We start from the raw sequence: 23,253 nt of genomic DNA, 5'->3' as shown, positions 1-23,253 counted from the left end.
GCGCGCAACCGGCGGGCAGCGCCCTGTTTCGTTGGAGGAATTTAACCGGGTTGGGAAACTGTGTGTCGGACCAAATGCGGAGGGTGCGATGCAGACGGTGCGACAGATTGCAACTGAGATTGTGGCCCGCGAAGGCGGGTTTGTGGACGATCCAGACGATCCCGGCGGAGCGACCAAGTACGGTGTGACCATTCACACCATGCGCCGCCTTGGGCTGGACCTTTCGGGCGATGGGGTGACCAACGGTGCCGATGTACGTATGCTCAGCAAATCACAGGCTGTCGATATTTTTGTGCAGCATTACTTTGAGCTGCCCCGGCTGAGCCTGCTCCCGACGATTTTGCACCCTTCGGTGTTTGACATGTACGTCAACGCCGGTGGGCAGGCCGTCAAGATTCTTCAACGTCTGCTACGTGAAATGGGGTTCGGGGTCACCGTTGACGGAATCGTTGGGCCAAAAACTGCGCGGGCCTGCGAGAACGCGGCGGACCCTGATCCGGTGGCTTTGCGGGATTCCTATGGTGTCGCGCGGCGTAACTTTTACTTTCGGCTTGCCGACAACAGGCCCGCATCCCGCAAATACGCCCGGAGCCGGGCGGGTGGCAAAGGCGGGTGGATTCGCCGGGCCGAGGAATTTGTCTCTCCGGCATATCACTTAAGCAATGCAGATTTTCAAAGGAGAGTTGCGGGATGGGGCTGATCTCGAACGTCTTGACGTTTCTGTTCGGAGGCGGTCGCAACGTCGTGCGCGAAACTGCTGAAATATTTCGGGAAAATGCCGAGAACGGGGCTGCGCGCAGTCTGACGTTACAGCAACAGGCGATGGTTCAGTTCGGTCAGGAGTTTCAGGTGCCTCGCAAAGGCGCATTTGATCGGGTCATGGACGGGCTCAACCGGTTGCCGCGCCCGGCGATGGCGCTGGGGACGTTGGGTTTGTTCGTTGCCGCCATGGTCGATCCGTTGTGGTTCGCGGCGCGGATGCAGGGGATCGCCTTAGTGCCCGAGCCGTTGTGGTGGCTGCTTGGTGTAATCGTGTCGTTCTATTTCGGTGCGCGTCATCAGACCAAGGTTCAGGATATGCAACGAGAGATTACGGCCACGATGCAGCGCGCGCCCCAGATGCTGGAAAACCTTCAAGCGCTGAAAGCCCTGCGCAGTGATGGAATCGGGGCTGCCGACCCGGGGACCGACGTTGCACTGGCCGAAAGTGCCAGCCATCCCGGCAACAACCCGGCGTTGGAGGACTGGCGGCGCAAACGCACAACCTGACCCGCGACACTATGCTCGCCCCAGAGGGGCGAAAGTGATTGGTGCTTGCCCGGTAACGGGATTATATCCGGGGCCATGATTACAGAACTTGGCCACTTTGCCCTGATCCTCGCTTTTCTAGTTGCCATCGTGCAGTCAGTGGTTCCGCTGATTGGTGCCGCCAAACGGTGGCCCGGATGGATGTCCTTTGCCGAACCTGCGGCCATCTTGCAGTTCCTGCTGGTTGGGTTCTCGTTCTGGGCACTGGTCTGGGCGTTTGTGACGTCGGATTTCTCGCTGCGGGTGGTGGTTGAAAACAGCCATTCAGCTAAACCGATGCTGTACAAGATCAGTGGCACATGGGGGAACCACGAAGGCTCGATGCTGTTGTGGGTTCTGATCGTGTCGTTGTTCGGCGCCATGGCCGCGTTCTTCGGGGGCGGCCTGCCACCCACACTGAAAGCGCGGGTTCTGGCGGTTCAGTCCGCGATTGCTGTAGCGTTCTTTGCCTTCATCCTGTTCACGTCGAACCCGTTCGACAGGCTGATCGTGGCGCCATTTGACGGGCGCGATCTGAACCCACTGTTGCAGGACCCCGGTTTGGCCTTTCATCCGCCGTTCCTGTACCTGGGCTACGTGGGCCTGAGCATGGCCTTCAGCTTTGCCGTCGCCGCCCTTATCGAGGGGCGCGTCGACGCCGCATGGGGACGCTGGGTGCGCCCCTGGACGCTGGCCGCGTGGGTTTTTCTGACCATCGGCATCGCGTTGGGATCCTGGTGGGCATATTACGAGCTTGGTTGGGGCGGGTTCTGGTTTTGGGACCCGGTCGAGAACGCCTCGTTCATGCCGTGGCTGCTGGCTGCTGCACTGCTGCACTCGGCCATTGTGGTGGAAAAGCGCGAGGCTCTGAAAAGCTGGACCATTCTGCTTGCGATCATAGCCTTTGGTTTCTCGCTGATCGGTACGTTCATTGTGCGATCGGGGCTGTTGACCTCGGTCCACGCTTTCGCCAATGACCCCGAACGCGGCGTGTTCATCCTGTTCATTCTTGTGATCTTCATCGGCGGGTCTCTGACCCTGTTTGCCGCGCGTGCGCAGGCGATGGAGGCCAAGGGTGTCTTTGGTATGGTCAGCCGCGAAAGCGCGCTGATTCTGAACAATATCCTGTTGGCCGTCAGCTGTTTCGTCGTGTTTGTCGGGACGATGTGGCCGATGGTGGCCGAGATGGCGTTCGATCGCAAACTCTCGGTTGGAGCGCCGTTCTTCAATTCGGCCTTCACGCCGTTCATGGTCGCATTGGGCATTGCTCTGCCGGTGGGCGCGATGCTTCCGTGGAAACGCGGCAAACTTGGCAAAACTGCTTTTTCCCTGCGCTATGCCTTCCTGCTGGCACTGGCTCTGGCCTTGCTGGTCTGGGCGATGCAGACCGGGCGCAGTGCGCTGGGGCCGGTTGGTCTGTTCCTGGGCGCATGGATCACCTTTGGAGCCGCCGTTGACTTGTGGAGCCGCACTGGGCGACAACGCAGCCTCAAGCGCCTGTTCCGTCTGCCGGGCGCAGACTGGGGCAAGGCTGTGGCGCATACCGGTCTGGGTGTGACCATTTTCGCCATTGCTGGCCTGACTGCGTGGGAGGTCGAAGACATCCGCGTTGCCCAACCCGGTCAGCCGTTCGAGGTCGGGCAGTTCACCCTGATGCTCAATGATGTCCGGCGTGTACAGGGGCCGAACTATTTCTCGACCATGGCTGACGTTGTGGTTGAAAAGAACGGGCGGCCTATGGGCACGCTTCATCCTGAAAAACGAGACTATCCGGTCGCTCGGATGCCTACAACCGAAGCGGCGATAGACTATCGGTTCCTCGGCGATCTCTATGTGGTTATCGGTGATCAGCAGGCCGATGGCGGCTGGGTCATGCGGACCTATATCAAACCGCTGGCGAACTGGATCTGGGGCGGCTGTATCCTGATGTCCCTGGGCGGGTTGCTCAGCCTGTCGGACCGTCGGTTCCGTGTAGCAGCCGGTGCGCGCAAGACGCCAGCGGGCGGAGTACCTGCGGAATGAAACGTCTGATCCTGATCCTGATCCTGATCCTGACGCTGATTGCGTCGCCTCTGTTTGCTGTCCAGCCCGACGAAGTTCTGGACGATCCGGCGCTGGAACAACGGGCGCGGGACCTCAGCACCGGGCTGCGTTGTCTGGTCTGCCGCAACGAAAGCATCGATGAAAGCAATGCCGAACTGGCACGCGATTTAAGGATACTTCTGCGGGAACGTCTTGTGGCGGGGGACACGGATGAAGAGGCAATAGCCTTCATCGTGGATCGTTACGGCGAGTATGTGTTGCTGAAACCGACCACATCGGGCTCGAACTTAATGCTGTGGCTGGCCGGTCCGGTCATGTTGCTGATTGCCGCCGCGATGGGCTGGAGCTTCCTGCGCAAGCGGGCTCAGGTTCAAACCAGCGGTGATAAAGACAAGCTGACAGAAGCCGAAAAAGAGCGTTTGCGCCAAATTCTTGAAGACTGACCCAGGGTTCCACTTTTCCTTCCCCTGTATTTCAGTCAGGGTTTCGAAAAGAACGGAATTTTGGTGAGGGGTTCATGGAATACGAAACGATCCTGTTGGACATCACGGACGATTTGGCGGTTGTGACCCTGAACCGTCCCGACAAGATGAACGCGATGACAGCGCAGATGCGGGCTGAGGTCACGCACGCGATGAAGCACGCCGCCCGCCACGCGCGGGCGATTGTTCTGACCGGATCCGGCGGTGCCTTTTGTTCGGGGCAGGATCTTGGCGACGCGTCCAGCACAGGCAAGATCGATCTGGAACGGACGCTGCGCGATGAATATGAGCCGATGCTGGAGACGATCTATGACAGTCCGGTTCCCACCATCGCCGCCGTCAACGGCCCGGCCGCCGGGGCGGGGGCAAACCTTGCGCTGAGTGCAGATGTGGTGATTGCAACCGAAAGCGCCTATTTCCTACAGGCGTTTGCCCGGATTGGCCTGTTGCCCGACGCAGGTGGTACGTGGTTCATGCCGCGTCAGATGGGGTTTGCCAAAGCCATGGGGGCCGCCTTGTTTGCCGACAAGATCAGCGCGCGGCAAGCGGATGACTGGGGCCTGATCTGGGAAGCCGTGCCCGACGATGTGTTCGACGCCCATTGGCGCAAGCGCGCAGCTTATCTGGCCAAAGGTCCCACGGCCGGATTCGAAGCGATCAAAAAGGCGATCCGCGGGACATATGAGAAAACACTGCCGCAGCAACTGGCGATCGAGGCGCATCTGCAGGGTGATTGTGGCCGCAGCCGCGATTTCGCCGAAGGCGTCGTGGCCTTCATGGAAAAACGCCCCCCGAAATTCGAAGGGCGCTGAAGCTCAGGCACGGCGGCGACGGCGTGTACGACGCTCCGGTGCGCCATCGTCGCCAGTGCCATCCGATGCAGAGGAGAACGGCCCCAGGGCATCGGTGATCTGATCCAGTGTCGGGCGCGAGCCGCGCGGGCGCGTGTCCAGTGCTTCGCGCATTTTGTGCAGATGGTCGGGCATGGTGCCGCAGCAACCGCCTATGATCGTGGCCCCGGCATCCCGGGCCATTGCCGCGTAATCACCCATCAGTTCGGGCGTGCCGTCATAGTGGATGTGGCCATCGACATATTTCGGGATACCGGCATTGCCTTTCGAGATCACGGGACGCTCGGTTCCTTGTGCAGCAAAGCCCAGCACCGTGCGCAGAATGTCCGAGGCGCCGGTGCCGCAATTGGCTCCGAAAGCAACCGGTGGATTGGGCAGGGTTTCGACCAACTGCGCCAGTTCAGCCGAGGTGACGCCCATCATGGTACGCCCGGCGGTATCAAAGCTCATGGTGCCGCACCAGGGCATGTCGGCCAGGGCAAAGGCCTCGGCAGCCGCGCGGAACTCCTCCGGGGCGCTGATGGTTTCCAGCCACAGGACATCCGCACCGCCAACCTTGAGTGCCTCTGCCTGTTCGTGGAACATCTCGACTGCTGCGGCGTGGGAAAGGCTGCCGACAGGTTCCATGATCTCACCGGTCGGACCGACTGAGCCAGCCACCACGACAGGACGTCCGGCTTTGTCGGCGACCTCGCGGCCGAGTTCCGCGCCAATGCGGTTCAATTCGGCCACACGGTTCTGCGCATCATGCAGTTTCAAGCGTGCCGATGTGCCACCGAATGTGTTGGTCAGGAACAGATCGCTGCCCGCATCGACCGAGCCCTGATACAACGCGCGAATCTTGTCCGGGGCGTCCACGTTCCACAGCTCGGGCGCATCACCGGACTGCAGACCCATGTTGAAAAGGTTCGTACCTGTTGCGCCGTCTGCCAGAATGGCATCTTTGATTTCGAGAAGCTTGCTCAGTGCATTTGTCATTGGGATATTCCAAAAAAAGGCGCAATCGGCCTGACAATTATTAGAGACGCCCCGTGTCTCATGACCGGGACGTCAAATCAAATTCATAAATCTCATGAAGATCATGAGGTGGTCAAACAAGCCTTAGTCCGTTTCGCTGAGAACCTGGGCTTTGGCTTCGGGAAGAAGCTCGGCCATCTTGGCGCGGATTTCGTCATCCGAGGAAAGCGAACCCAGATCGCCCGAGACTTTGCGCACAACGTCTTCGTGCCCGGCTTCTTCCAGATCGGCTGTGACGACGGTTTTTGCGTAGTCTTCAGCCTCTTGGCCGGATTTGCCGAGTTTCTCTGCAGCCCAAAGGCCAAGCAGCTTGTTGCAGCGGGCCTGTGCCTTGAACTGCATTTCCTCGTCATGCGCAAACTTTGCTTCAAAGGCGTATTCGCGTTCGTCAAACGTGGTCATTGGTTGGGGACCTCTTGGATAACAACTTCTTTCCTGATGATATGACTATACGTGCGGCTGTTCGCAAGGTATTTGCGCTGCGTCAAAGCCCCTCGGGTCAGTAAACTTGCGGGAAAGGGGGGCTTGCACTATGAGAACGCCAACGTGAGGGGACTCATTCCCTCTGTTCTGAGTGGAAAGGTCGCTTATGGCGCGTCGCAAGAAAATCTATGAAGGTAAGGCCAAGATTCTGTACGAAGGTCCCGAACCGGGCACTATTGTACAGTATTTCAAGGATGACGCCACCGCGTTCAACGCCGAGAAAAAAGACGTGATCGACGGCAAGGGCGTACTGAACAACCGCCTGAGTGAATTCTTCATGAACGGGCTGGCTCAGATCGGCGTGCCGACCCATTTTATCCGCCGTCTGAACATGCGCGAACAACTGGTGCGCAGCTGTGAAATCGTGCCTCTGGAAGTGATCGTGCGCAACTATGCTGCCGGTTCGATGTCGAAACGTCTGGGCATCGCAGAGGGCACGCAACTGCCGCGTCCGATCGTGGAATACTGCTACAAGGACGATGCGCTGGGTGATCCTCTGGTTACCGAAGAACACATCGCCGCTTTTGGCTGGGCCAGCCAGCAGGACATGGAGGACATCCTGAGCCTCGCGTTGAGGGTGAATGACTTCATGAGCGGCATAATGCTGGCCGTGGGCATCCGTCTGGTTGATTTCAAGATCGAGATCGGCCGTGTCTATGACGGCGACTACCAACGACTGATCATCGCGGATGAGATCAGCCCCGACAGTTGCCGCCTGTGGGATATCGAGACCGGCCAGAAACTAGACAAGGACGTGTTCCGCCGCGATTTGGGCAGCCTGACCGATGCCTATTCCGAGGTTGCGCGCCGTCTGGGTGTTTTGCCCAAAAGCAACGTGACGAAACCGACGCTTATCAACTGAGCAGTATTTCGGTCCAAAAAATGCTGAAAGCGCTGTCTGCACCGACGGCGCTTTTTTCTTTTGCTCTAGTGGTTTGACAGCGCGTCCGGTCCTTCGCATTGTCGGGCAGGTGCAACCAGGGTGGTCCCGATATGGCCGAATTGTTTGATCAGGCTGTTTTTCTCAAATTCCTCGCGGCGCTGCTGGCGATCTTCAACCCGCTTTACGGCATCCCGATATTCCTAAGCATGACCGAGGGCTACTCGGCCTCGGAACGCAAACGAGTGGCGCTGATCGTAACGGGCACTGTTGTGATTGTCGCCCTGATCGCCGTACTGGTGGGCGAAGAGGTTCTGGCCATCTTTGGCATCGATATTCCATCGTTCCGTATCGCCGGTGGATTGATCATTCTGGGGGTCGGCATGTCGATGCTGAATGCCTCTGACCGGCCACAGGGCGATCAGCAGGCGGTGGAAGAGGGGGCCAAGAAGAAAAGCAATATCGCCGTTGTTCCGCTGGCGATACCTCTGACCATCGGTCCGGGCACTATCGCGACCACAATTGTCTTTGCCCACACGCTGTCCGACGGGGCCGAGATTGTCACCTTGGGGTCCGCAGTGTTGATTGCCTGCGCCATTGTGGGGCTGGGATTGCTGTTCGCGGACCCGATTTCCCGGTTTTTCGGGCCGACCATGATCAATGTGATTACCCGCGTCATGGCTATTATCCTTGTCGCTGTGGCCGTTGAAATGGTGCTGACCGGCACATTCAACGCCATAGATGCGCGGTACCCGGGACTGATCGGCGGAAGCTGATCGGCTCGCCTGCGTCAAACTGTATGCGGACAAGGGTTGTCGAACGCCGCTTCGCACGCTATCCCCCGCGCAACGGAACGGGCCCGGAACCACGGCCCTCAGCTGGAGTTGCAGGAATGAAAGCACGGGTGCATGTGATGCTGAAGAACGGGGTCCTCGACCCGCAGGGCGAGGCCGTGCGGCACGCTTTGGGCGCCATGGGCTTTGATCAGGTCGAAGGGGTGCGTCAGGGCAAGGTGATCGACCTGGAACTGGCTGAAGGCGCGACCGAGGCGGACATCACCGAGATGTGCGAAAAGCTGTTGGCCAATACCGTCATCGAGCGCTACGAGATCGAACTGGTCTGACTAGATGCGGGCCGCCCGTCTGATCACCTATCGTCAGCCACTGGAGCTGACAACCATTCCCGACCCCGAACCGGCCGAGGACGGCGTTGTCGTCCGGGTTTTGGCCTGCGGCGTTTGCCGGTCGGATTGGCACGCGTGGTCGGGGTCTGACCCGGATGTGGTCTTGCCGATGACACTCGGGCATGAGTATTGCGGCGAGGTTGTCGCGGTTGGGGCGCGTGTGTCTCTGTGGAAAGCCGGGGATCGGGTGATCGCGCCGTTCATTCTGGCCTGCGGTCATTGTCCCGATTGTGCGCAAGGTCATCAGACGATCTGTGCAGATCAGGTCGTGCCCGGTTTCACCTGTGATGGCGCCTTTGCCGAGTACATCGCTGTCGCGCATGCTGACGCCAACCTGACGGCCTTGCCGGACACGCTGCCACCCGAAATTGCGGCTGCCCTGGGTTGCCGGGTAACAACCGCATGGCAGGCATTGGTCGGTCGGGCGCAGATACAGGGCGGCGAATGGCTGGCCATCTTTGGCGGCGGTGGCGTCGGTCTGTCCACGCTGTTGCTGGGCAAGGCGCTGGGGGCCCGTGTCGTTGTAGTCGATATCGCCGACGACAAGCTGACCTATGCCCAAAGCCTTGGTGCTGACGCGGTGGTCAATGCGGCCACCAGCAATGCACCTGAAGCAGTGAAAGAAATCACCGGCGGCGGGGCACATGTGGCGATCGAGGCGCTGGGGGTCGAAACCACCACCGTCGCGGCGGTGAAATCCTTGCGCAAACTGGGTCGGATGGTACAGATCGGGATGCCAACAGGGCAGCACTCGGACATGTCCCTCCCGATGGACGTGCTGTATTCAGGCCAGTTGGCCGTATATGGAACACGCGGGATGCCAAGCTGGCGCTATCCGTCGCTGTTGTCACTGATTTCAGGGGGCAGTGTTGATCTCGGCCCGCTGGTAACGCGAAAAATAACTCTGAACCAGGTAAGTGACGAGCTTGCCGCCTTTGACCACCCAGCGCCGCCAGGTGTTGCCGTGGTCACCGATTTTGTCTGTTAGGAGGGTCCGCAATGCGCGCAGCCGTCATCGTTTTCCCCGGTTCGAACTGTGATCGGGACCTTGCAGTGGCCTTTGAGCAGGCTGGATTTCAGGTCGATATGGTCTGGCACAAGGATGCCGCGCTGCCCGAGGGCGTCGACATCGTGGGCGTGCCCGGCGGGTTTTCATATGGCGACTACCTGCGCTGTGGTGCAATCGCCGCGCAATCACCGATCTGTAAGGCCGTGGTCGATCACACCAACCGGGGCGGTTACGCCGTGGGGGTGTGCAACGGGTTCCAGATTCTGACCGAAACCGGCATTCTGCCCGGCGCGCTGTTGCGCAACGCAGGCTTGAAATACATCTGCAAGACCGTGGGCCTGAAGGTGGAAACCAGCGACAGCGCCTTTACTCAAGGCTACAATGCGGGTGACGTGATCGGAATTCCGATTGCGCACCATGACGGAAACTATTTTGCCGATGACGCGACATTGTCTGCGCTTCGGGATCAGGACCGGATCGCATTCACCTATACCGAGAATCCGAACGGCTCGGTCGGGGACATTGCCGGCATCCTGTCCGAAAATCGCAGGGTTCTCGGTATGATGCCGCATCCGGAACGTGCAGCGGATGATGGGCATGGTGGCACCGACGGTACGGCATTGTTCCGCGCATTGTCGGGTGTCCTCGCGCCTGCGTGACTTGAGGTTGTGCCGAACCCCGCGTAATTTTCCGGGATGAGCTCCGATCTTCGTTCCGGCTGGTCCAACCTGACAAAACCGTTCCGCGGCGCGCCCCTTGGTTGGCGCCTGCGGTTTGCTGTGATCGCCTTGTTGGTCGCTGCCTTCGCGACGATATGGATCACGAACCGTCTGCTGACGGACAGATTCACTGAGTCAACTCGCAACCGGGCCGAGGTGCGCCTTGCGCTGTATTCCGGTAACCTGCTGAGCGAACTGCGCAGAAACGCGATTGTACCGCAACTGCTGTCGCGTGATCCGGCGTTGATCTCGGCGCTGCAATCCGGTGACTTTTCGCTGTCTACACAACGCCTGATCTCATTTGTCGAAGAGATCGGGGCAGCGTCCCTGATGCTGTTGGATGGGGACGGGCGGCTGGTCGCGTCCACCGATCGCAACCGTTTGGGTGAAGCGCACCGCAGTTCGCCCTATTTTATTGATGCGGTACGTTCTAACGCCACGATCTTTACCGTTATTCCGAAGGAATCCGGCGGCTACAGTTTTGTCTACTCGCGCCGGATCGATGCCAATGCCGATAACCTTGGCGTGATTGTTGTCGAGGTCGATCTGCACAAGTTCGAGCTTGCGTGGGCCGGTATTTCCGATGCTGTGATGGTCACCGACAGCACCGGGGCGATCATCCTGTCGACCGAACCACAGTGGCGCGGGCTGGACGAAAACTCAGCCATGTTGCGGCAACCTCCGGAAGGTGCAATTCAACGCGCGATCCGCGCCACGGCGGATTGGACTGCTCTACCGCCCGATGCCTATCTGCAGGGCGAGGCTGTGATGCGGATGGAAACACGCATACCGTTCCGTGGCTGGCAGATGACGTCCTTCACGACCTACGCTTCGATCCGTGAAAAGGTAAACAGCGTTCTCGCGCTTGAGATCATGGGCTTTGCGATTCTGTTGGCACTGGCCTTCTACGCACTCAGCCGAAGGGCAACGCTACGGATGGCCTTGTTCCAGCGCGAGTCGGCAGAGCTTCGCGCATTGAATGCAAGGCTGCAGCGGGAAATCGCTGAGCGCGAAAGGGTTGAAAAGACGCTGGAAGTTGCCGAGCAGACGCTGGCACAAAGCTCGAAACTGGCCGCGTTGGGCGAGATGTCAGCCGCCGTCAGTCACGAGTTGAATCAACCGCTGGCTGCAATGAAAACCTATCTGGCCGGCGCGCGTTTGCTGCTGCGCCGAAACCGACCCGAAGAGGCATTGGCCAGCTTTGGCCGCATCGACGGTTTGATCGAGCGGATGGGCGCGATCACCCGGCAACTTAAATCCTACGCGCGTAAGGGAGCGGATGCGTTTTCGCCCGTAAATCTTGGCGAAGCGCTGGCCTCGTCCCTGTCGATGATGGAACCGCAACTGCGTCAGCGGCATGTGAAGATCACACAGATTTTGCCCGAGGAACCTGTCATTGTGATGGGGGACAGGATGCGGATTGAACAGGTGATGGTGAACCTCTTGCGCAATGCGCTTGACGCCACCAAATCTGTATCAGAGCCGGATGTGGAAATCATTCTGGCAGCAGGCGATATGGCGGTGCTGACAGTCCGTGACAACGGCTATGGTATCGAGGACATCGAGAACCTGTTCGAGCCGTTTTATACAACTAAGCAGCCCGGAGACGGGGTCGGTTTGGGACTTGCCATATCTTCGGGTATCGTAAACGACCATGGGGGGCGGTTGACCGCCCGCAACAGCCAGCACGGTGGCGCGGTGTTTGAGATGCAGCTGCCGATACTGGGAAGCGACGGCCTCGAGGCCGCTGAATAACAAAGGAATTACTATGGCACAGGCCATGAAAATCGCCATTGTGGATGACGAACAGGACATGCGCCAGTCGATCAGCCAGTGGCTGGCACTGTCGGGATATGACACCGAGACCTTTTCCAGCGCCGAGGACGCGCTGAAAGTGTTGGGGCCGGATTATCCGGGTATCGTGATCTCGGATATCAAAATGCCCGGCATGGACGGCATTCAGCTCCTGAAAAAGCTTATGGGCGCCGACAGTACGTTGCCGGTCATCATGATCACCGGTCACGGTGACGTGCCCATGGCGGTTGAGGCGATGCGCGTGGGCGCGTTCGATTTCCTTGAAAAGCCATTTAACCCGGATCGGATGTCCGAACTGGCCAAGCGCGCCAGCAATGCCCGCCGTCTGACACTGGACAACCGGGCACTGCGGCGCGAGCTGTCAGGTGGCACGCAGATAATGAACAAGCTGATCGGCGCCAGCCCGGTGATGGAGCGTCTGCGCGAGGATATCCTGGACCTGGGGCAAGCGGACGGTCATGTCCTGATTGATGGTGAAACGGGCACCGGTAAAACGCTGGTCGCGCACGCGCTCCACGCGGTCGGCAGCCGGGCAGGCAAGAAATTCGTTCTGGTGTCCTGCGCGGCGCTTGAGGAAGACGTTCTGTCGAAACGCCTCTTTGGCCCGATGATGCCCGAGGATACGCAGTTGCCCGCCATTGAAGAGGCGCGCGGGGGGACGCTGGTTCTGGAGGATGTCGAGGCGCTGAGTGACACGCTTCAGGCCCGCTTGCTGAGTGTCATGAATGATCAGGGCACGCCGGCGGAAACGCGGATCGTTGCGATTTCCAACCTGCAAGAGGCCGGAAAGACCAGCGAAGACGTACTACGCCCGGACCTGTTCTATCGCCTGGCCGCGCTGCGGATCACCATGCCGCCCCTGCGCCAGCGGGGCGAGGATATCCTGACGCTGTTCACCCGTCTCAGCGAGCAGTTTGCCGAGGAATACGGATGTGATGCGCCTCAGGTCAGTGCTCAGGAAGCTGCGCAACTGTTGCAGGCCCCGTGGCCGGGCAATGTACGCCAGTTGATCAACATCGCAGAACGCGCCGTGCTACAGTCGCGCCGCGGCTCGGGCACGATTGCGTCGCTGCTGATGTCGGATCACGAGGAAATGCAGCCGGTGATGACGACCGAGGGCAAACCGCTCAAGGAATATGTCGAAGCGTTCGAGCGGATGCTGATTGATAACACGATGCGCCGTCACAAGGGCTCGATTGCCTCGGTGATGGATGAACTGTGTTTGCCGCGGCGAACGCTGAACGAAAAGATGGCTAAATACGGTCTGCAGCGTTCGGATTATCTGTGATCAGGCAGGGGGCTCTGCCCCCGCCGCCCTTCTGGCGCTCCCCCGGGAAAATATTTTACCAGATAAAGAGATCCTGAGCAGTGTTCAGGACCTCTGATGCAGTTTGCCCATTGTCTTTTCCACAGGACTGCTTTTATTGTGTCCGAACGGGCCGGGCCTTTTTGTGCCCCTAAGCCCCGAATCTTTGAGTTTCGCTACTTTGCCGCGGATGGTGACAATCCCACGAGGCAAAGCAGACCGATTGTGCCCCAGATTGGGGCAGATGAACGCCTGAGCCCGTTTTTTCGGGCAAAAGGAATAAATGGGCAGGTCGCGGCAAACCGCGCCTGTCGGAGAAGAACCGCGATGACGCGCGCGCAACGAACGAATATACGGGCAGGGGGCCACAGCGCCAAACCCTGCCGCGCGCCGTCCGATATCGCCCTGACAAGACACCACCCCAAAAGCGCCTGTCCTCCCGGACGGGCCAGGACAACGCGTTTGGCGCGGTGCACCAAGGACACATGGCTAAGAAAATGCTTATCGATGCCACCCACGCGGAGGAAACTCGCGTTGTGGTGGTCGACGGAAACAAGGTTGAGGAGTTTGACTTTGAATCCGAAAACAAACGCCAGCTTGCCGGCAACATCTATCTTGCAAAAGTAACACGGGTCGAACCGTCGCTGCAGGCGGCTTTTGTTGATTATGGCGGGAACCGGCACGGTTTCCTCGCGTTCTCGGAAATTCACCCGGATTACTACCAGATCCCTGTCGCCGACCGCGAAGCGCTCATGGAAGAAGAGCGCGCCTATGCCGAGGCGATGAAGGCGCGGGATGAAGCCGAAGAGAGCAAGCCCAAGAAGCGCCGCTCGCGGTCGCGCACCAAGGCGGCGGACGTGAAATCCGACGATCCGGTCGAAACAATTGAAGTTTCCTCCGAACCGTCGGGCATGGAAACAATCGACCTGGATGAAGGTGAAGAGGGCGCTGATCTGACGGTTCCCGAAGGCACCTCTCCGATGGACCATGTCGCTGAGACGCCGGTTGAAGAGCCTGTTGATGAAGCGGAGGTGTCGGAAGAAGCCGAAGCTCCTGCTGCGGAAGTTGAGGTTGCGGAAGAACCCTCTGCCGAGGCTGAGGAAGACGTGACTGGCACGTCGGAAGAAGCGTCTGCGGAAGCCGAAGAGTCTCAAGGTGAAGTGGTTGGGGCATCTGCCGACGCTGATGCCGAGAGTGCCGCAGATGATGTGGACGTTGCCGAGGAAGCAGCGGCTGACGAAGTCGCAGCGGACGAAAGCAAAACTGAGGCTGACGACGACGAGGCGGAAGTAGAGTCTCGCCCGGACGCGACCGCCAAGGATGACAGCATCGAGTCGGTGGCCGATGAGGATGACATCGAGGACATTCGCCCGCCGCGCAAGCCGCGTCCGCGCCGCTACAAGATTCAGGAAGTCATCAAGGTGCGTCAGGTTCTGCTGGTGCAGGTCGTCAAGGAGGAGCGCGGCAACAAAGGTGCAGCGCTGACCACTTATCTGTCGCTGGCTGGTCGCTACTGCGTTCTGATGCCCAACACCGCACGCGGGGGCGGGATCAGCCGCAAGATCACCAATGCGCCGGATCGTAAGAAGCTGAAGGAAATCGCCTCGGAAATCGACGTTCCAAGCGGTGCAGGCCTGATCATTAGAACAGCCGGTGCCAAGCGCACCAAATCCGAGATCAAGCGCGATTATGAATACCTGCAGCGCATGTGGGAGCAGATCCGCGAACTGACGCTGAAATCCATTGCGCCCGCCAAGATTTATGAAGAGGGCGACCTGATCAAACGCTCGATCCGCGACCTGTATAATCGCGAGATTGACGAGGTTCTGGTCGAGGGCGAAGGCGGTTACCGTATCGCCAAGGACTTCATGAAGATGATCATGCCGTCCCACGCCAAGAACGTGAGACGGTATGAGGACGCGCTGCCTCTGTTCGCGCGCTATCAGGTTGAGAGCTACCTGACCGGTATGTTCAACCCGACGGTGCAGCTTAAATCCGGCGGCTACATCGTGATCGGCGTCACTGAGGCGCTGGTGGCGATCGACGTGAACTCGGGTCGGGCGACGAAAGAAGGCTCGATCGAGGAAACCGCGCTCAAGACCAACCTTGAGGCCGCTGAAGAGGTAGCCCGCCAATTGCGTCTGCGTGACTTGGCCGGTCTGATCGTGATCGATTTCATCGATATGGACGAGCGCAAGAACAACGCAGCCGTCGAAAAGCGTTTGAAGGATAAGCTCAAGACCGACCGCGCGCGAATTCAGGTCGGCCGGATTTCCGGCTTTGGCTTGATGGAGATGAGCCGTCAGCGCCTGCGTCCAGGTATGCTTGAAGCGACCACGCAGCCTTGCCCGGCCTGTCATGGTACCGGTCTGATCCGTTCGGATGACAATATGGCACTGTCGATCCTGCGACAGATCGAAGAAGAGGGCACCCGCCGCCGCTCGCGCGAAGTTCTGGTGCGCTGCCCGGTCAGCATTGCCAACTTCCTGATGAACCAGAAGCGCGAGCATATCGCGCAGATCGAAGCGCGCTATGGACTTTCGGTCCGGGTCGAAGGTGATGTGCACCTCGTCAGCCCCGATTTCTCGATGGAGAAGTTCAAGACCGCCAGCCGTGTTGTGCCCGAGGCCAGTGCGCCGGTTGTGTCGGTGGACGCCTCGTTGATGGATTTGGTGGACGCGGACGAAGAAGAGGCTGTCGTCGAAGAAACCGTTCAGGCTGAGGAAGAATCCAAGCCCAAACGCAAGCGTCGCCGTCGTCGCCGCAAGAAGAGCAATGCTGGCGGAGAAGGCTCCGAGACCGACACCGGGATTGAGGAAGAGGCCTCAGCTGAGGCGGCGGATGAATCCGCGTCCGAACCCGAGGCGGAAGAGGCCGTTCAGGAAGAGAAGCCGGAAAAACCCAAACGTCGCCGGGCTCCGCGCCGCAAGAAGAAGGACGCGGAACCTGTGGAAGCGGTCGAAGAAAGCCCAGCAGAGGCCGAAGTTGAGGCTGCAGAGGAAGCCGTCGCGCCCGAAGGCGAGCCGGTGACTGAACCCGAAGCGGAACAGGTGAGCGAAGAACCCGAACCGGTTGAGGCTGCGGCGGAGCCGGCTGCGGAAGAAGCCTCGGAACCTGAACCTCAGGAGACAAGCGAACCAACAACGGAAGAGGTGTCTGAAACCGTTTCTGAAGCTGTGGAAACGTTAGAGATCGAAACCGCGGTGGAAGTGGAAGAAGTGGTCGAGGAGACCCCCGAACCCGTGCTTGAAGTTGTCGCGGAAGAGCCCGAACAGCCCGGCGAACCGGCCAAACCGAAACGGCGCGGCTGGTGGTCTTTGGGGCAGTAAGAAAGCCGTCAGTGGGGTTACCCACGCAATAATCTTCGAGAACGCGTTGGCTTACGTCGACGCGTTTTCTTTTTATTGTTCTGTGGGTTGCAGGAGATTTCGAATTAGTAAAGTAGCGAGCGTGTAATGGCGTAATTGCAGGGTCACACAACGCAAAAGGTCAAGCAGAACCAGCGGAGCCTCAAGGATGCTTACGCTCACTTCAATAAACTGTTTCATGAGCGGAATAAACTCGAGGATGAGCTTGAGAACGCTCAGACTTCTTCGGCTTCCCGCCAATGCGCTATGGAGGCACGCATGGCGCGCGAGGACTTCCAGATGTCGTTGCTGGATGAGGTCTATGGGGAAGCTGAAAACCCTGCACGGCAATCGGCGTACACCGACGATGTGGAATTCAAAATTCCAATTGGGGATCGGAAGGGAGAGATCGTCACTCAAGCCGACTTTGTATTCCTGACGAAATACGCGAAAGTTTGAAACGACAAGTTCGCGTCAAAATGGAAGGAAGATGCAAAGAACTAGGTCGAATTCCTGCAGGAAAAGATTCCAATCTAATCGGTGGGCCGAAGTTTCGGAACGTGAGGCTCCCCTGAACTTTTGCCTCAGCCGGCTTTTTGAATGAGATACACCTGATGCCCGTCCACGTCCTCTTGCGACAACAACTGGTGCCCGCTTTCGGCGCAGAAATGCGGAACGTCGATGATGGCGGCCGGATCGTCCGCCATAATGCGCAAAACAGCCCCTGAGGGCATGGATTTAAGGCGTTTTCTGGCTTTCAGGACGGGCAAGGGACACAAAAGACCCAGCGCGTCCAGCGTTTCGGTGGGATTTGACATGAGGGTCAGATATTTCCACTTTGCCGGACTGTCCAGCGCCCATGCACGGGGATGTGACCGAATGGCCCCGTGACGTGGCCGGTTTGATACCCTATGTGCTGATCCATGTTCGGAATTGATATCATCGACGCGGGCTTGCTGCCTGCCATGTTCATCGCGATGCTGGGTGGGCTGATCAGCTTTCTGTCGCCCTGCGTGTTGCCCATCGTGCCGCCCTATCTGGCGTATATGAGCGGCGTGACGATCAACGAGATGCAGGATGAGGCAGCGGCGCGGCGCAAGGCGACGCTGTCCGCGTTGTTCTTTGTGCTGGGCCTTTCGACAGTGTTCCTGCTGCTTGGGTTCACGGCTTCGGCCTTTGGGGCGTTTGTGCTGCAGAATCAGGTTCTGTTTGCCAAGTTGTCCGGCGCGGTCGTGATCATCTTTGGCCTGCATTTCCTGAACGTGTTCCGCATTCCCTTCCTGGATCGCGAGGCGCGGATCGACGCGGGCGACTCAGGTGGCTCGGTCTTTGGTGCCTATATTCTGGGTCTGGCCTTTGCATTTGGCTGGACTCCGTGCATCGGGCCTCAGCTCGGCGCAATCCTGTCGCTGGCGGCGTCAGAGGCCTCGGTCGCGCGGGGAACTCTGCTGCTGGGTGTTTATGCCGCAGGGCTGGGGATTCCGTTCCTGCTGGCGGCCATGTTCCTGAACCGGTCGATGTCGGTGATGAACCGGATCAAGCCCCATATGGGTACGATCGAGAAGGTCATGGGTGGTTTGCTTTTGTTCGTCGGCATTATGCTGATCACCGGCCTGTTCACCGAATTCAGCTGGTGGCTGCTGGAGACCTTCCCGGCGCTGGCCAATTTCGGGTGATGTACTGATCCGGCTTACCTTGGCGGTAAGGCTGCGCTAACCTGCGCCGCAGAAGGTAAGGGCATGAGCGGTCACACAAATCAGCCTCGGGTATGCAGGCGTCGGGTGTTTTACATCCCCGGCTATGATCCGATTCACCCACGCCGATATCGTGAGCTGTACCGCAAGGAAAGTCGGGCTCAGGCCGAGATTTCCGGTTATGAGATTTCGATTTCTCCAAAGTCCGGTGAAGAACCATACGGTTGGCATGTCCGATCACATCAGGACGGCGCGGACATCGAGGCGGATATCGACGTTCTGGTCTGGTCGGATATCGTGCGCGAGAGCATGTCAAACTCGATCCCTGCGACCTATGTGCAGCTCTTGCGCACAGCATGGACTTATATCGGATCAGGTACATTGTGGCGCCTTATGCGGCTGCGGAAGGGGCCGGTGATCGCCGCGCTTTATCCCGTTGGGATGCTGATTGTGCAGTTGGCTTTGGCGTTTCTCGTACTCTGGGCAATGACCGCACTACTATGGGCCATTGCGGGGTGGCTGGCCTTGGTGCCAGCAGTTGCGGCGGCATATGCCTTGCTGCAATGGTTCCGAAAAATCGACAACCGCCTGTTTGCCTATTACCTGATGCATGACTACGCCTATTCGGCAGCGCAGAAAGGGGCGGTTCCAGCCGAACTGAAGGCCCGCTTGGGCGGGTTTGGCGCACATATTCAGAACGCACTTGAGGCGGATGTGGATGAGGTTCTGGTTGTCGGTCATTCCTCGGGCGCGCATCTTGGGGTGATGGTTCTGGCCGATCTGATCCGCGAAGGCGGGATGTTTGATACTGGGCCGGCATTGTCCTTCCTCACATTGGGGCAAGTGGTGCCCATGGTTTCGTTTCTGCCCGAAGCCGAAGACCTGCGCACTGATCTGCAATTCCTGTCCGAACAACCAGGCATCACCTGGGTCGACGTGTCTGCGCCGGGCGACGGCTGCGCGTTTGCCCTCTGTGATCCGGTGGGTGTCAGCGGTGTTGCAACCGACCAGAAACGTTGGCCTTTGGTTCTTTCAGCCGCCTTTACGCAAACCTTGTCGCCGGAACGCTGGCAAGAGCTGCGCTGGCGCTTTTTCCGGCTGCATTTCCAGTATCTTTGCGCGTTCGATCGCCCCAAAGAGTACGACTATTTCCGCATTACTGCAGGTCCTTTGACTTTGGGACAGAGGTTTGATGGCCGCGTTCCGTCGAAATCGCGCATCGAACAATCAGTCTCGAAATACAGGTCGGTACGTATATGAAGCCGCCAAAGCCAACACCCCGCCCGGACAAGGTTTCGCTATGGCGGTACCTGAAACTGTTCCGCAAGGATTTGCTGTCGGCGCAGCCACAGCGGCTCTATCGCGCGTGGATGGCCGAATTTCGCACGCCGTTCTTCCGGTCCTACATGATCAACCAGCCCGAGCTTGTGGATACGGTTCTCAGGAAACGTCCCGATGATTTTCCCAAATCCGGTCGTATCAGCGAGGGGTTGCGGCCGCTGCTGGGTGACTCGGTCTTTCTGACCAATGGAGAGACGTGGAAACGGCAGCGACGGATCATCGACCCGGCCTTTGAGGGTGGTCGGTTGAAGGATACCTTTCCGGCCATGCTGCAGGCCGCCGAAGCGTGCGTTGCACGGTTGCGAGGGCAGGCGGGGCAGATGATCGAATGCGAGGAACTCACCAGCCACGCTGCGGCGGATGTGATTTTCCGAACCTTGTTCTCGGTTCCGATCGAACATGAGGTGGCCGCGCAAGTGTTCGAGAAGTTTCGGGCCTATCAGCGGCAGCAACCCTTGTTGAATCTGGCGGCGTTTGTTCCCTTGCCGCGTTGGGTGCCGCGCTTGCACGCACGGAATACGCGGCGGAATGCCAAGGCTATTCGCGCGTTGATCACGGGTCTGACGGCAGAACGAGCCAGGCTGATCGCCGAGGGGGAGGCACCCGACGATCTTGCCACCAAGATCATGACCACGCCCGATCCCGAAACCGGGCAGTGCTTTGACACCCAAGAAATGGTCGATCAGGTTGCCATCTTTTTTCTGGCAGGGCACGAAACCAGCGCATCGGCGTTGGCCTGGACCATGTACCTGATGGCGCTTTACCCCGACTGGCAGGAAAAGCTGAGCGCTGAGGCGCAGGTTTTGGATGATCCCGATTTTGGCACCGTGTCCAAGCTGCGGCTTAGCCGGGATGTGTTTCGCGAAGCGCTGCGCCTTTACCCACCCGTACCGATGATGGTGCGCGAAGCGACCTGTCCGGAACAGTTCCGGGGTAGGGATGTGGCCCGTGGATCGCAGATTGTCGTAAGTCCATGGCACCTACACCGGCAGGAACGCCTTTGGGACCGTCCTGACGAGTTTGATCCGACCCGTTGGAGCACCGAAAACGGCAAGACCTGTCAGCGGCAGGCATTCATTCCGTTTTCTGCAGGGCCCCGTGTTTGTACCGGCGCCGGGTTCGCCATGGTCGAGGGGCCTCTGTTATTGTCGATGCTGCTACGGCACTTCCGGTTCGAGTTGGTAGAAGGGCGCATTCCCATTCCGGAGGCACATCTGACGGTGCGGTCGAAGGAAGGGATATGGTTGCGCGTGGTTGAGCGCTAACAAACTACCATCGCCTTGCGCCTTGCTGTATGCGATGGAAAAACGCGGAATCATTATTGAACGGGAAAGTCTTATGTCCAAAGCAGAACAGCGCGAGCAGATGTCCAACGGCGCGGGTTTCATTGCAGCCCTGGATCAAAGTGGCGGCTCGACACCCAAAGCGCTGGCGCTTTATGGGGTAGAGGCTACCGAGTATAACTCAGACGAAGAGATGTTCGGTGAAATCCAGAAAATGCGCGCTCGCATCATTCTGGCTGACGACTTTACCAAGGACAAAGTGATCGGTGCGATCCTGTTTGAACGCACCCTGGGCGAGGAAATCGATGGCCGCAAAGTTGCTGATTACCTGTGGTCGCAAAAAGGTATCGTACCGTTCCTGAAAATCGACAAAGGTCTGGAAGATCAAGCCAACGGTGTTCAGATGATGAAACCTATCCCTGGGCTGGCGGAAACGCTGGCCAAAGCGGAAGGCGTGTTTGGCACCAAAGAACGGTCGGTGATCCATGAGGCCAACGCGGAAGGCATCGCAGCTGTGGTTGCACAGCAATTCGATGTCGCGCGCGAGGTTGTTGCCGCGGGCATGGTTCCGATCGTCGAACCCGAAGTAAACATCAACTCGGCCACCAAGGCCGAGGCCGAGGATATTCTGAAGACCGAAATCCTGAAGAATCTCGATCAATTGGACGAGGGGCAGGACATCATGCTGAAGCTGACGCTGCCCACCAAAGCTGACTTGTTTGACGAAGTAGCGGACCACCCACGCGTTGTCCGCGTTGTAGCCTTGTCTGGTGGTTATTCGACCGAGCAAGCCTGCGATCTGCTGAATCAGAACGGCAAGATGATTGCATCCTTCTCGCGTGCGCTGACCGAAGGCCTGTCAAAACAGCAATCAGACGCCGAGTTCAATGCGGCACTGGGCGGCAACATCGACAAAATCTTCCGCGCCTCGATCTAAGAGGCGCTATTCCGGTTTAGTGAATTCGCGGCGCATCTGCGCCGCTTTTTCACGCATGGAACACCCAATGGCGTGGTCGTTCACCAACCCCATGGCCTGCATGAAGGCAAATACCGTTGTCGGCCCGACAAACTTCCAACCGCGTTTCTTCAAATCCTTCGACATCGCGATTGATTCCGCCGAGGTCGATGCGGTTTGTGGATCGGGCGGGTTGCCTGCCTCGTATCGCCAGACATAAGCGGCAAGCGATCCTTCCGTCGCTACAAGCTTTTGCGCGCGGCGCGCGTTATTGATGACAGCCTCGATTTTTCCGCGATGTCGAATGATGCCCGCGTCCTGTAACAGGCGTTCAACATCAGCTTCACCAAACGCAGCTACAGCATAGAAATCAAATTGATTAAACGCTTTGCGAAAGTTTTCGCGTTTTGCCAGGATCGTGCGCCAGCTGAGGCCCGATTGAAAGCTCTCCAGACACAGTTTTTCGAACAGGCGTCGATCATCTGCTACCGGGTAGCCCCATTCAGTGTCGTGGTATTGAAAGAACTCGGGGGCTGCCTGACACCACGCGCAGCGCGGTTGCCCATCCGGACCGGAAACGATTTTGGACATGGAAACCTCAGTTCAAAAGAAAGTTCAGGCGGTTGTCTGCGCGGGCCGGTTCCATCTCAAGAATTTCGGCCGTCACCACATTGGCAACAACAAAAGGATCCTGATTGACGAAATTGGAAACCTCATCTTGACTGTTCCCAACGGCCAAAACGCCACCACCTATGCCAGGTTTCAAACTCCCTGCGAGCAGGAACATACCCGTGTCGAATCCCTGCTTCAGCCAGGCGCGGTGTCCATCCATATATTCAGGGGCAAGATTTTTGTTCTCGGAAAAACGCAATAATATTATATACATGAGAAGCCCTATTCAGGTTGCATCAATTTGAGGTAGTAGATCATTCAACCAGATATTCAGTTGCCGAACCTCACGGTCTAAGAAGGCTTCGTCTTGATAAGCCTGTGCGAGGGACGAGATTCCTTGGCTTTGTGCCAACAAACGCATAGCCAGTTCCGGCGCATCTTCCGAAAGGCCGGCCGCAGAAAACTGTCGTTCCAGCCAGTCTCGAAACAGGTCGAACAGCAGGTTGGCGTCGTCTTGCGCAGCATGTTCTAGCTTGGACAACTCGGTACACAGTGTTCCGACCGGACAGCCATAACGCACTATCTTTGCGCGGTTCATGATCATAATTCCGATAAACTGTCGGATGCGCTGTTTCGGATCCGGGAAGTCCTGCTTCCAATCGTCCAGCATCTGTTTTGTCCTGCTTAACCGCAGGTCTATCACAGCCTTGAGAATTTGATCCTTTGTCTTGAAATGATAATAAAAATTTCCGCGAGAGATGTGGACCGCCTTGGCGATTTCGGCAAATGACGTCTGTGCGAAACCGTTTTGATAAAACAGTTCATCCGCGACCTGAACAATTTGCTCGCTGGTACTGCGCTCTGGCATTTAACGGCACTCTCCCGCTCTAGGACACTTGTCCTAAAGTGATGTTAGGACAAGTGTCCTAGAGCGTCAACTCAATTC

24 protein-coding genes are annotated in these 23,253 nt (G+C 58.3%); 18 read left to right on the top strand and 6 right to left on the bottom strand.

Annotation, left to right across the window (positions count from 1 at the left end):
* Positions 1 to 88 precede the first annotated feature (88 nt).
* The 5 genes from ACR0IK_RS03455 to ACR0IK_RS03435 all read left to right on the top strand — a co-directional run bounded on the left by ACR0IK_RS03455 (position 89) and on the right by ACR0IK_RS03435 (position 4,624).
* A complete protein-coding gene (locus tag ACR0IK_RS03455; RefSeq protein WP_480640454.1) occupies positions 89 to 700 on the top strand; it encodes a holin-associated N-acetylmuramidase in 612 nt (203 codons plus the stop codon).
* Positions 691 to 1,269, top strand: coding sequence for a holin family protein (locus ACR0IK_RS03450; RefSeq protein ID WP_480640453.1), 579 nt, complete (start codon positions 691 to 693; stop codon positions 1,267 to 1,269). Before ACR0IK_RS03455 ends, ACR0IK_RS03450 begins: the two co-directional genes overlap by 10 nt.
* A gap of 75 nt (positions 1,270 to 1,344) precedes the next feature.
* A complete protein-coding gene (locus ACR0IK_RS03445) occupies positions 1,345 to 3,309 on the top strand; it encodes a heme lyase CcmF/NrfE family subunit (RefSeq protein WP_480640452.1) in 1,965 nt (654 codons plus the stop codon).
* Positions 3,306 to 3,773, top strand: a complete 468-nt coding sequence (locus ACR0IK_RS03440) for a cytochrome c-type biogenesis protein (RefSeq protein WP_480640451.1) — start codon at positions 3,306 to 3,308, stop codon at positions 3,771 to 3,773. The genes ACR0IK_RS03445 and ACR0IK_RS03440 overlap by 4 nt, the downstream gene beginning before the upstream one ends.
* A 74-nt stretch (positions 3,774 to 3,847) precedes the next feature.
* The gene (locus ACR0IK_RS03435; RefSeq protein ID WP_480590827.1) at positions 3,848 to 4,624 is read left to right on the top strand and encodes an enoyl-CoA hydratase-related protein; all 777 of its coding nucleotides are present in this window, start codon (positions 3,848 to 3,850) and stop codon (positions 4,622 to 4,624) included.
* 3 nt (positions 4,625 to 4,627) lie between these two features.
* Here the strand turns inward: ACR0IK_RS03435 and bmt are convergent, their stop codons facing one another.
* Entirely contained in the window at positions 4,628 to 5,641 is a 1,014-nt protein-coding gene (bmt, locus tag ACR0IK_RS03430) for a betaine--homocysteine S-methyltransferase (protein ID WP_480590828.1), read from the bottom strand.
* 123 nt (positions 5,642 to 5,764) lie between these two features.
* A complete protein-coding gene (locus tag ACR0IK_RS03425) occupies positions 5,765 to 6,082 on the bottom strand; it encodes a DUF1476 domain-containing protein (protein WP_480590830.1) in 318 nt (105 codons plus the stop codon).
* A 187-nt stretch (positions 6,083 to 6,269) separates the two neighbouring features.
* Here ACR0IK_RS03425 and purC point away from each other — a divergent pair, with 187 nt between their 5' ends.
* The 9 genes from purC (at position 6,270) to ACR0IK_RS03380 (ending at position 16,881) form a co-directional block, all read left to right on the top strand.
* On the top strand, positions 6,270 to 7,025 hold the full coding sequence (gene purC, locus ACR0IK_RS03420; RefSeq protein ID WP_475209549.1) for a phosphoribosylaminoimidazolesuccinocarboxamide synthase: 756 nt from the start codon (positions 6,270 to 6,272) through the stop codon (positions 7,023 to 7,025).
* 131 nt (positions 7,026 to 7,156) lie between these two features.
* Positions 7,157 to 7,819: a MarC family protein gene (locus ACR0IK_RS03415; protein ID WP_480590832.1), complete on the top strand. Its 663-nt coding sequence runs from the start codon at positions 7,157 to 7,159 to the stop codon at positions 7,817 to 7,819.
* A 116-nt stretch (positions 7,820 to 7,935) separates the two neighbouring features.
* Entirely contained in the window at positions 7,936 to 8,166 is a 231-nt protein-coding gene (purS, locus tag ACR0IK_RS03410; protein ID WP_109311572.1) for a phosphoribosylformylglycinamidine synthase subunit PurS, read from the top strand.
* A gap of 4 nt (positions 8,167 to 8,170) precedes the next feature.
* A complete protein-coding gene (locus ACR0IK_RS03405; protein WP_480640450.1) occupies positions 8,171 to 9,214 on the top strand; it encodes a zinc-dependent alcohol dehydrogenase family protein in 1,044 nt (347 codons plus the stop codon).
* Between the two features lie 11 nt (positions 9,215 to 9,225).
* Positions 9,226 to 9,894 (top strand): phosphoribosylformylglycinamidine synthase subunit PurQ, encoded by a 669-nt coding sequence (purQ, locus tag ACR0IK_RS03400; protein WP_480590835.1) that lies wholly within the window; start codon positions 9,226 to 9,228, stop codon positions 9,892 to 9,894.
* A 36-nt stretch (positions 9,895 to 9,930) separates the two neighbouring features.
* Positions 9,931 to 11,709, top strand: a complete 1,779-nt coding sequence (locus tag ACR0IK_RS03395) for a sensor histidine kinase (protein ID WP_480640449.1) — start codon at positions 9,931 to 9,933, stop codon at positions 11,707 to 11,709.
* A 13-nt stretch (positions 11,710 to 11,722) separates the two neighbouring features.
* Entirely contained in the window at positions 11,723 to 13,057 is a 1,335-nt protein-coding gene (locus ACR0IK_RS03390; protein ID WP_480590839.1) for a sigma-54-dependent transcriptional regulator, read from the top strand.
* Between the two features lie 503 nt (positions 13,058 to 13,560).
* Positions 13,561 to 16,404, top strand: coding sequence for an Rne/Rng family ribonuclease (locus tag ACR0IK_RS03385; protein WP_480640448.1), 2,844 nt, complete (start codon positions 13,561 to 13,563; stop codon positions 16,402 to 16,404).
* 297 nt (positions 16,405 to 16,701) lie between these two features.
* Positions 16,702 to 16,881, top strand: a complete 180-nt coding sequence (locus ACR0IK_RS03380; RefSeq protein ID WP_480590843.1) for a hypothetical protein — start codon at positions 16,702 to 16,704, stop codon at positions 16,879 to 16,881.
* 125 nt (positions 16,882 to 17,006) lie between these two features.
* Here the strand turns inward: ACR0IK_RS03380 and ACR0IK_RS03375 are convergent, their stop codons facing one another.
* A complete protein-coding gene (locus ACR0IK_RS03375; protein ID WP_480590844.1) occupies positions 17,007 to 17,240 on the bottom strand; it encodes a sulfurtransferase TusA family protein in 234 nt (77 codons plus the stop codon).
* 105 nt (positions 17,241 to 17,345) lie between these two features.
* On the opposite strand from ACR0IK_RS03375, the gene ACR0IK_RS03370 reads away from it, so the two are divergent.
* The 4 genes from ACR0IK_RS03370 to ACR0IK_RS03355 all read left to right on the top strand — a co-directional run bounded on the left by ACR0IK_RS03370 (position 17,346) and on the right by ACR0IK_RS03355 (position 21,677).
* Positions 17,346 to 18,098 (top strand): cytochrome c biogenesis CcdA family protein, encoded by a 753-nt coding sequence (locus ACR0IK_RS03370; RefSeq protein WP_480590846.1) that lies wholly within the window; start codon positions 17,346 to 17,348, stop codon positions 18,096 to 18,098.
* Positions 18,099 to 18,161: 63 nt separating this feature from the next.
* The gene (locus ACR0IK_RS03365) at positions 18,162 to 19,376 is read left to right on the top strand and encodes a hypothetical protein (RefSeq protein ID WP_480640447.1); all 1,215 of its coding nucleotides are present in this window, start codon (positions 18,162 to 18,164) and stop codon (positions 19,374 to 19,376) included.
* Positions 19,373 to 20,722 (top strand): cytochrome P450, encoded by a 1,350-nt coding sequence (locus tag ACR0IK_RS03360; protein WP_480640446.1) that lies wholly within the window; start codon positions 19,373 to 19,375, stop codon positions 20,720 to 20,722. Before ACR0IK_RS03365 ends, ACR0IK_RS03360 begins: the two co-directional genes overlap by 4 nt.
* Before the next feature lie 73 nt (positions 20,723 to 20,795).
* A complete protein-coding gene (locus tag ACR0IK_RS03355; RefSeq protein ID WP_480640445.1) occupies positions 20,796 to 21,677 on the top strand; it encodes a fructose bisphosphate aldolase in 882 nt (293 codons plus the stop codon).
* Between the two features lie 6 nt (positions 21,678 to 21,683).
* On the opposite strand, the gene ACR0IK_RS03350 is transcribed toward ACR0IK_RS03355, so the two are convergent.
* From ACR0IK_RS03350 to ACR0IK_RS03340, 3 genes are read right to left on the bottom strand one after another with little or no spacing between them, the layout of a single operon-like run.
* The gene (locus tag ACR0IK_RS03350) at positions 21,684 to 22,286 is read right to left on the bottom strand and encodes a DNA-3-methyladenine glycosylase I (protein WP_480640444.1); all 603 of its coding nucleotides are present in this window, start codon (positions 22,284 to 22,286) and stop codon (positions 21,684 to 21,686) included.
* Positions 22,287 to 22,293: 7 nt separating this feature from the next.
* Positions 22,294 to 22,581 (bottom strand): YciI family protein, encoded by a 288-nt coding sequence (locus tag ACR0IK_RS03345; protein ID WP_480590856.1) that lies wholly within the window; start codon positions 22,579 to 22,581, stop codon positions 22,294 to 22,296.
* 12 nt (positions 22,582 to 22,593) lie between these two features.
* Complete coding sequence (locus tag ACR0IK_RS03340) at positions 22,594 to 23,175, bottom strand: TetR/AcrR family transcriptional regulator (protein ID WP_480640442.1); 582 nt, start codon at positions 23,173 to 23,175, stop codon at positions 22,594 to 22,596.
* Positions 23,176 to 23,253 lie beyond the last annotated feature (78 nt).

It is taken from the genome of Ruegeria sp. BF7, from assembly GCF_056538605.1.
Note: the sequence above shows the minus strand (reverse complement) of the source record. Positions and strands in the feature narration are given on the sequence as shown.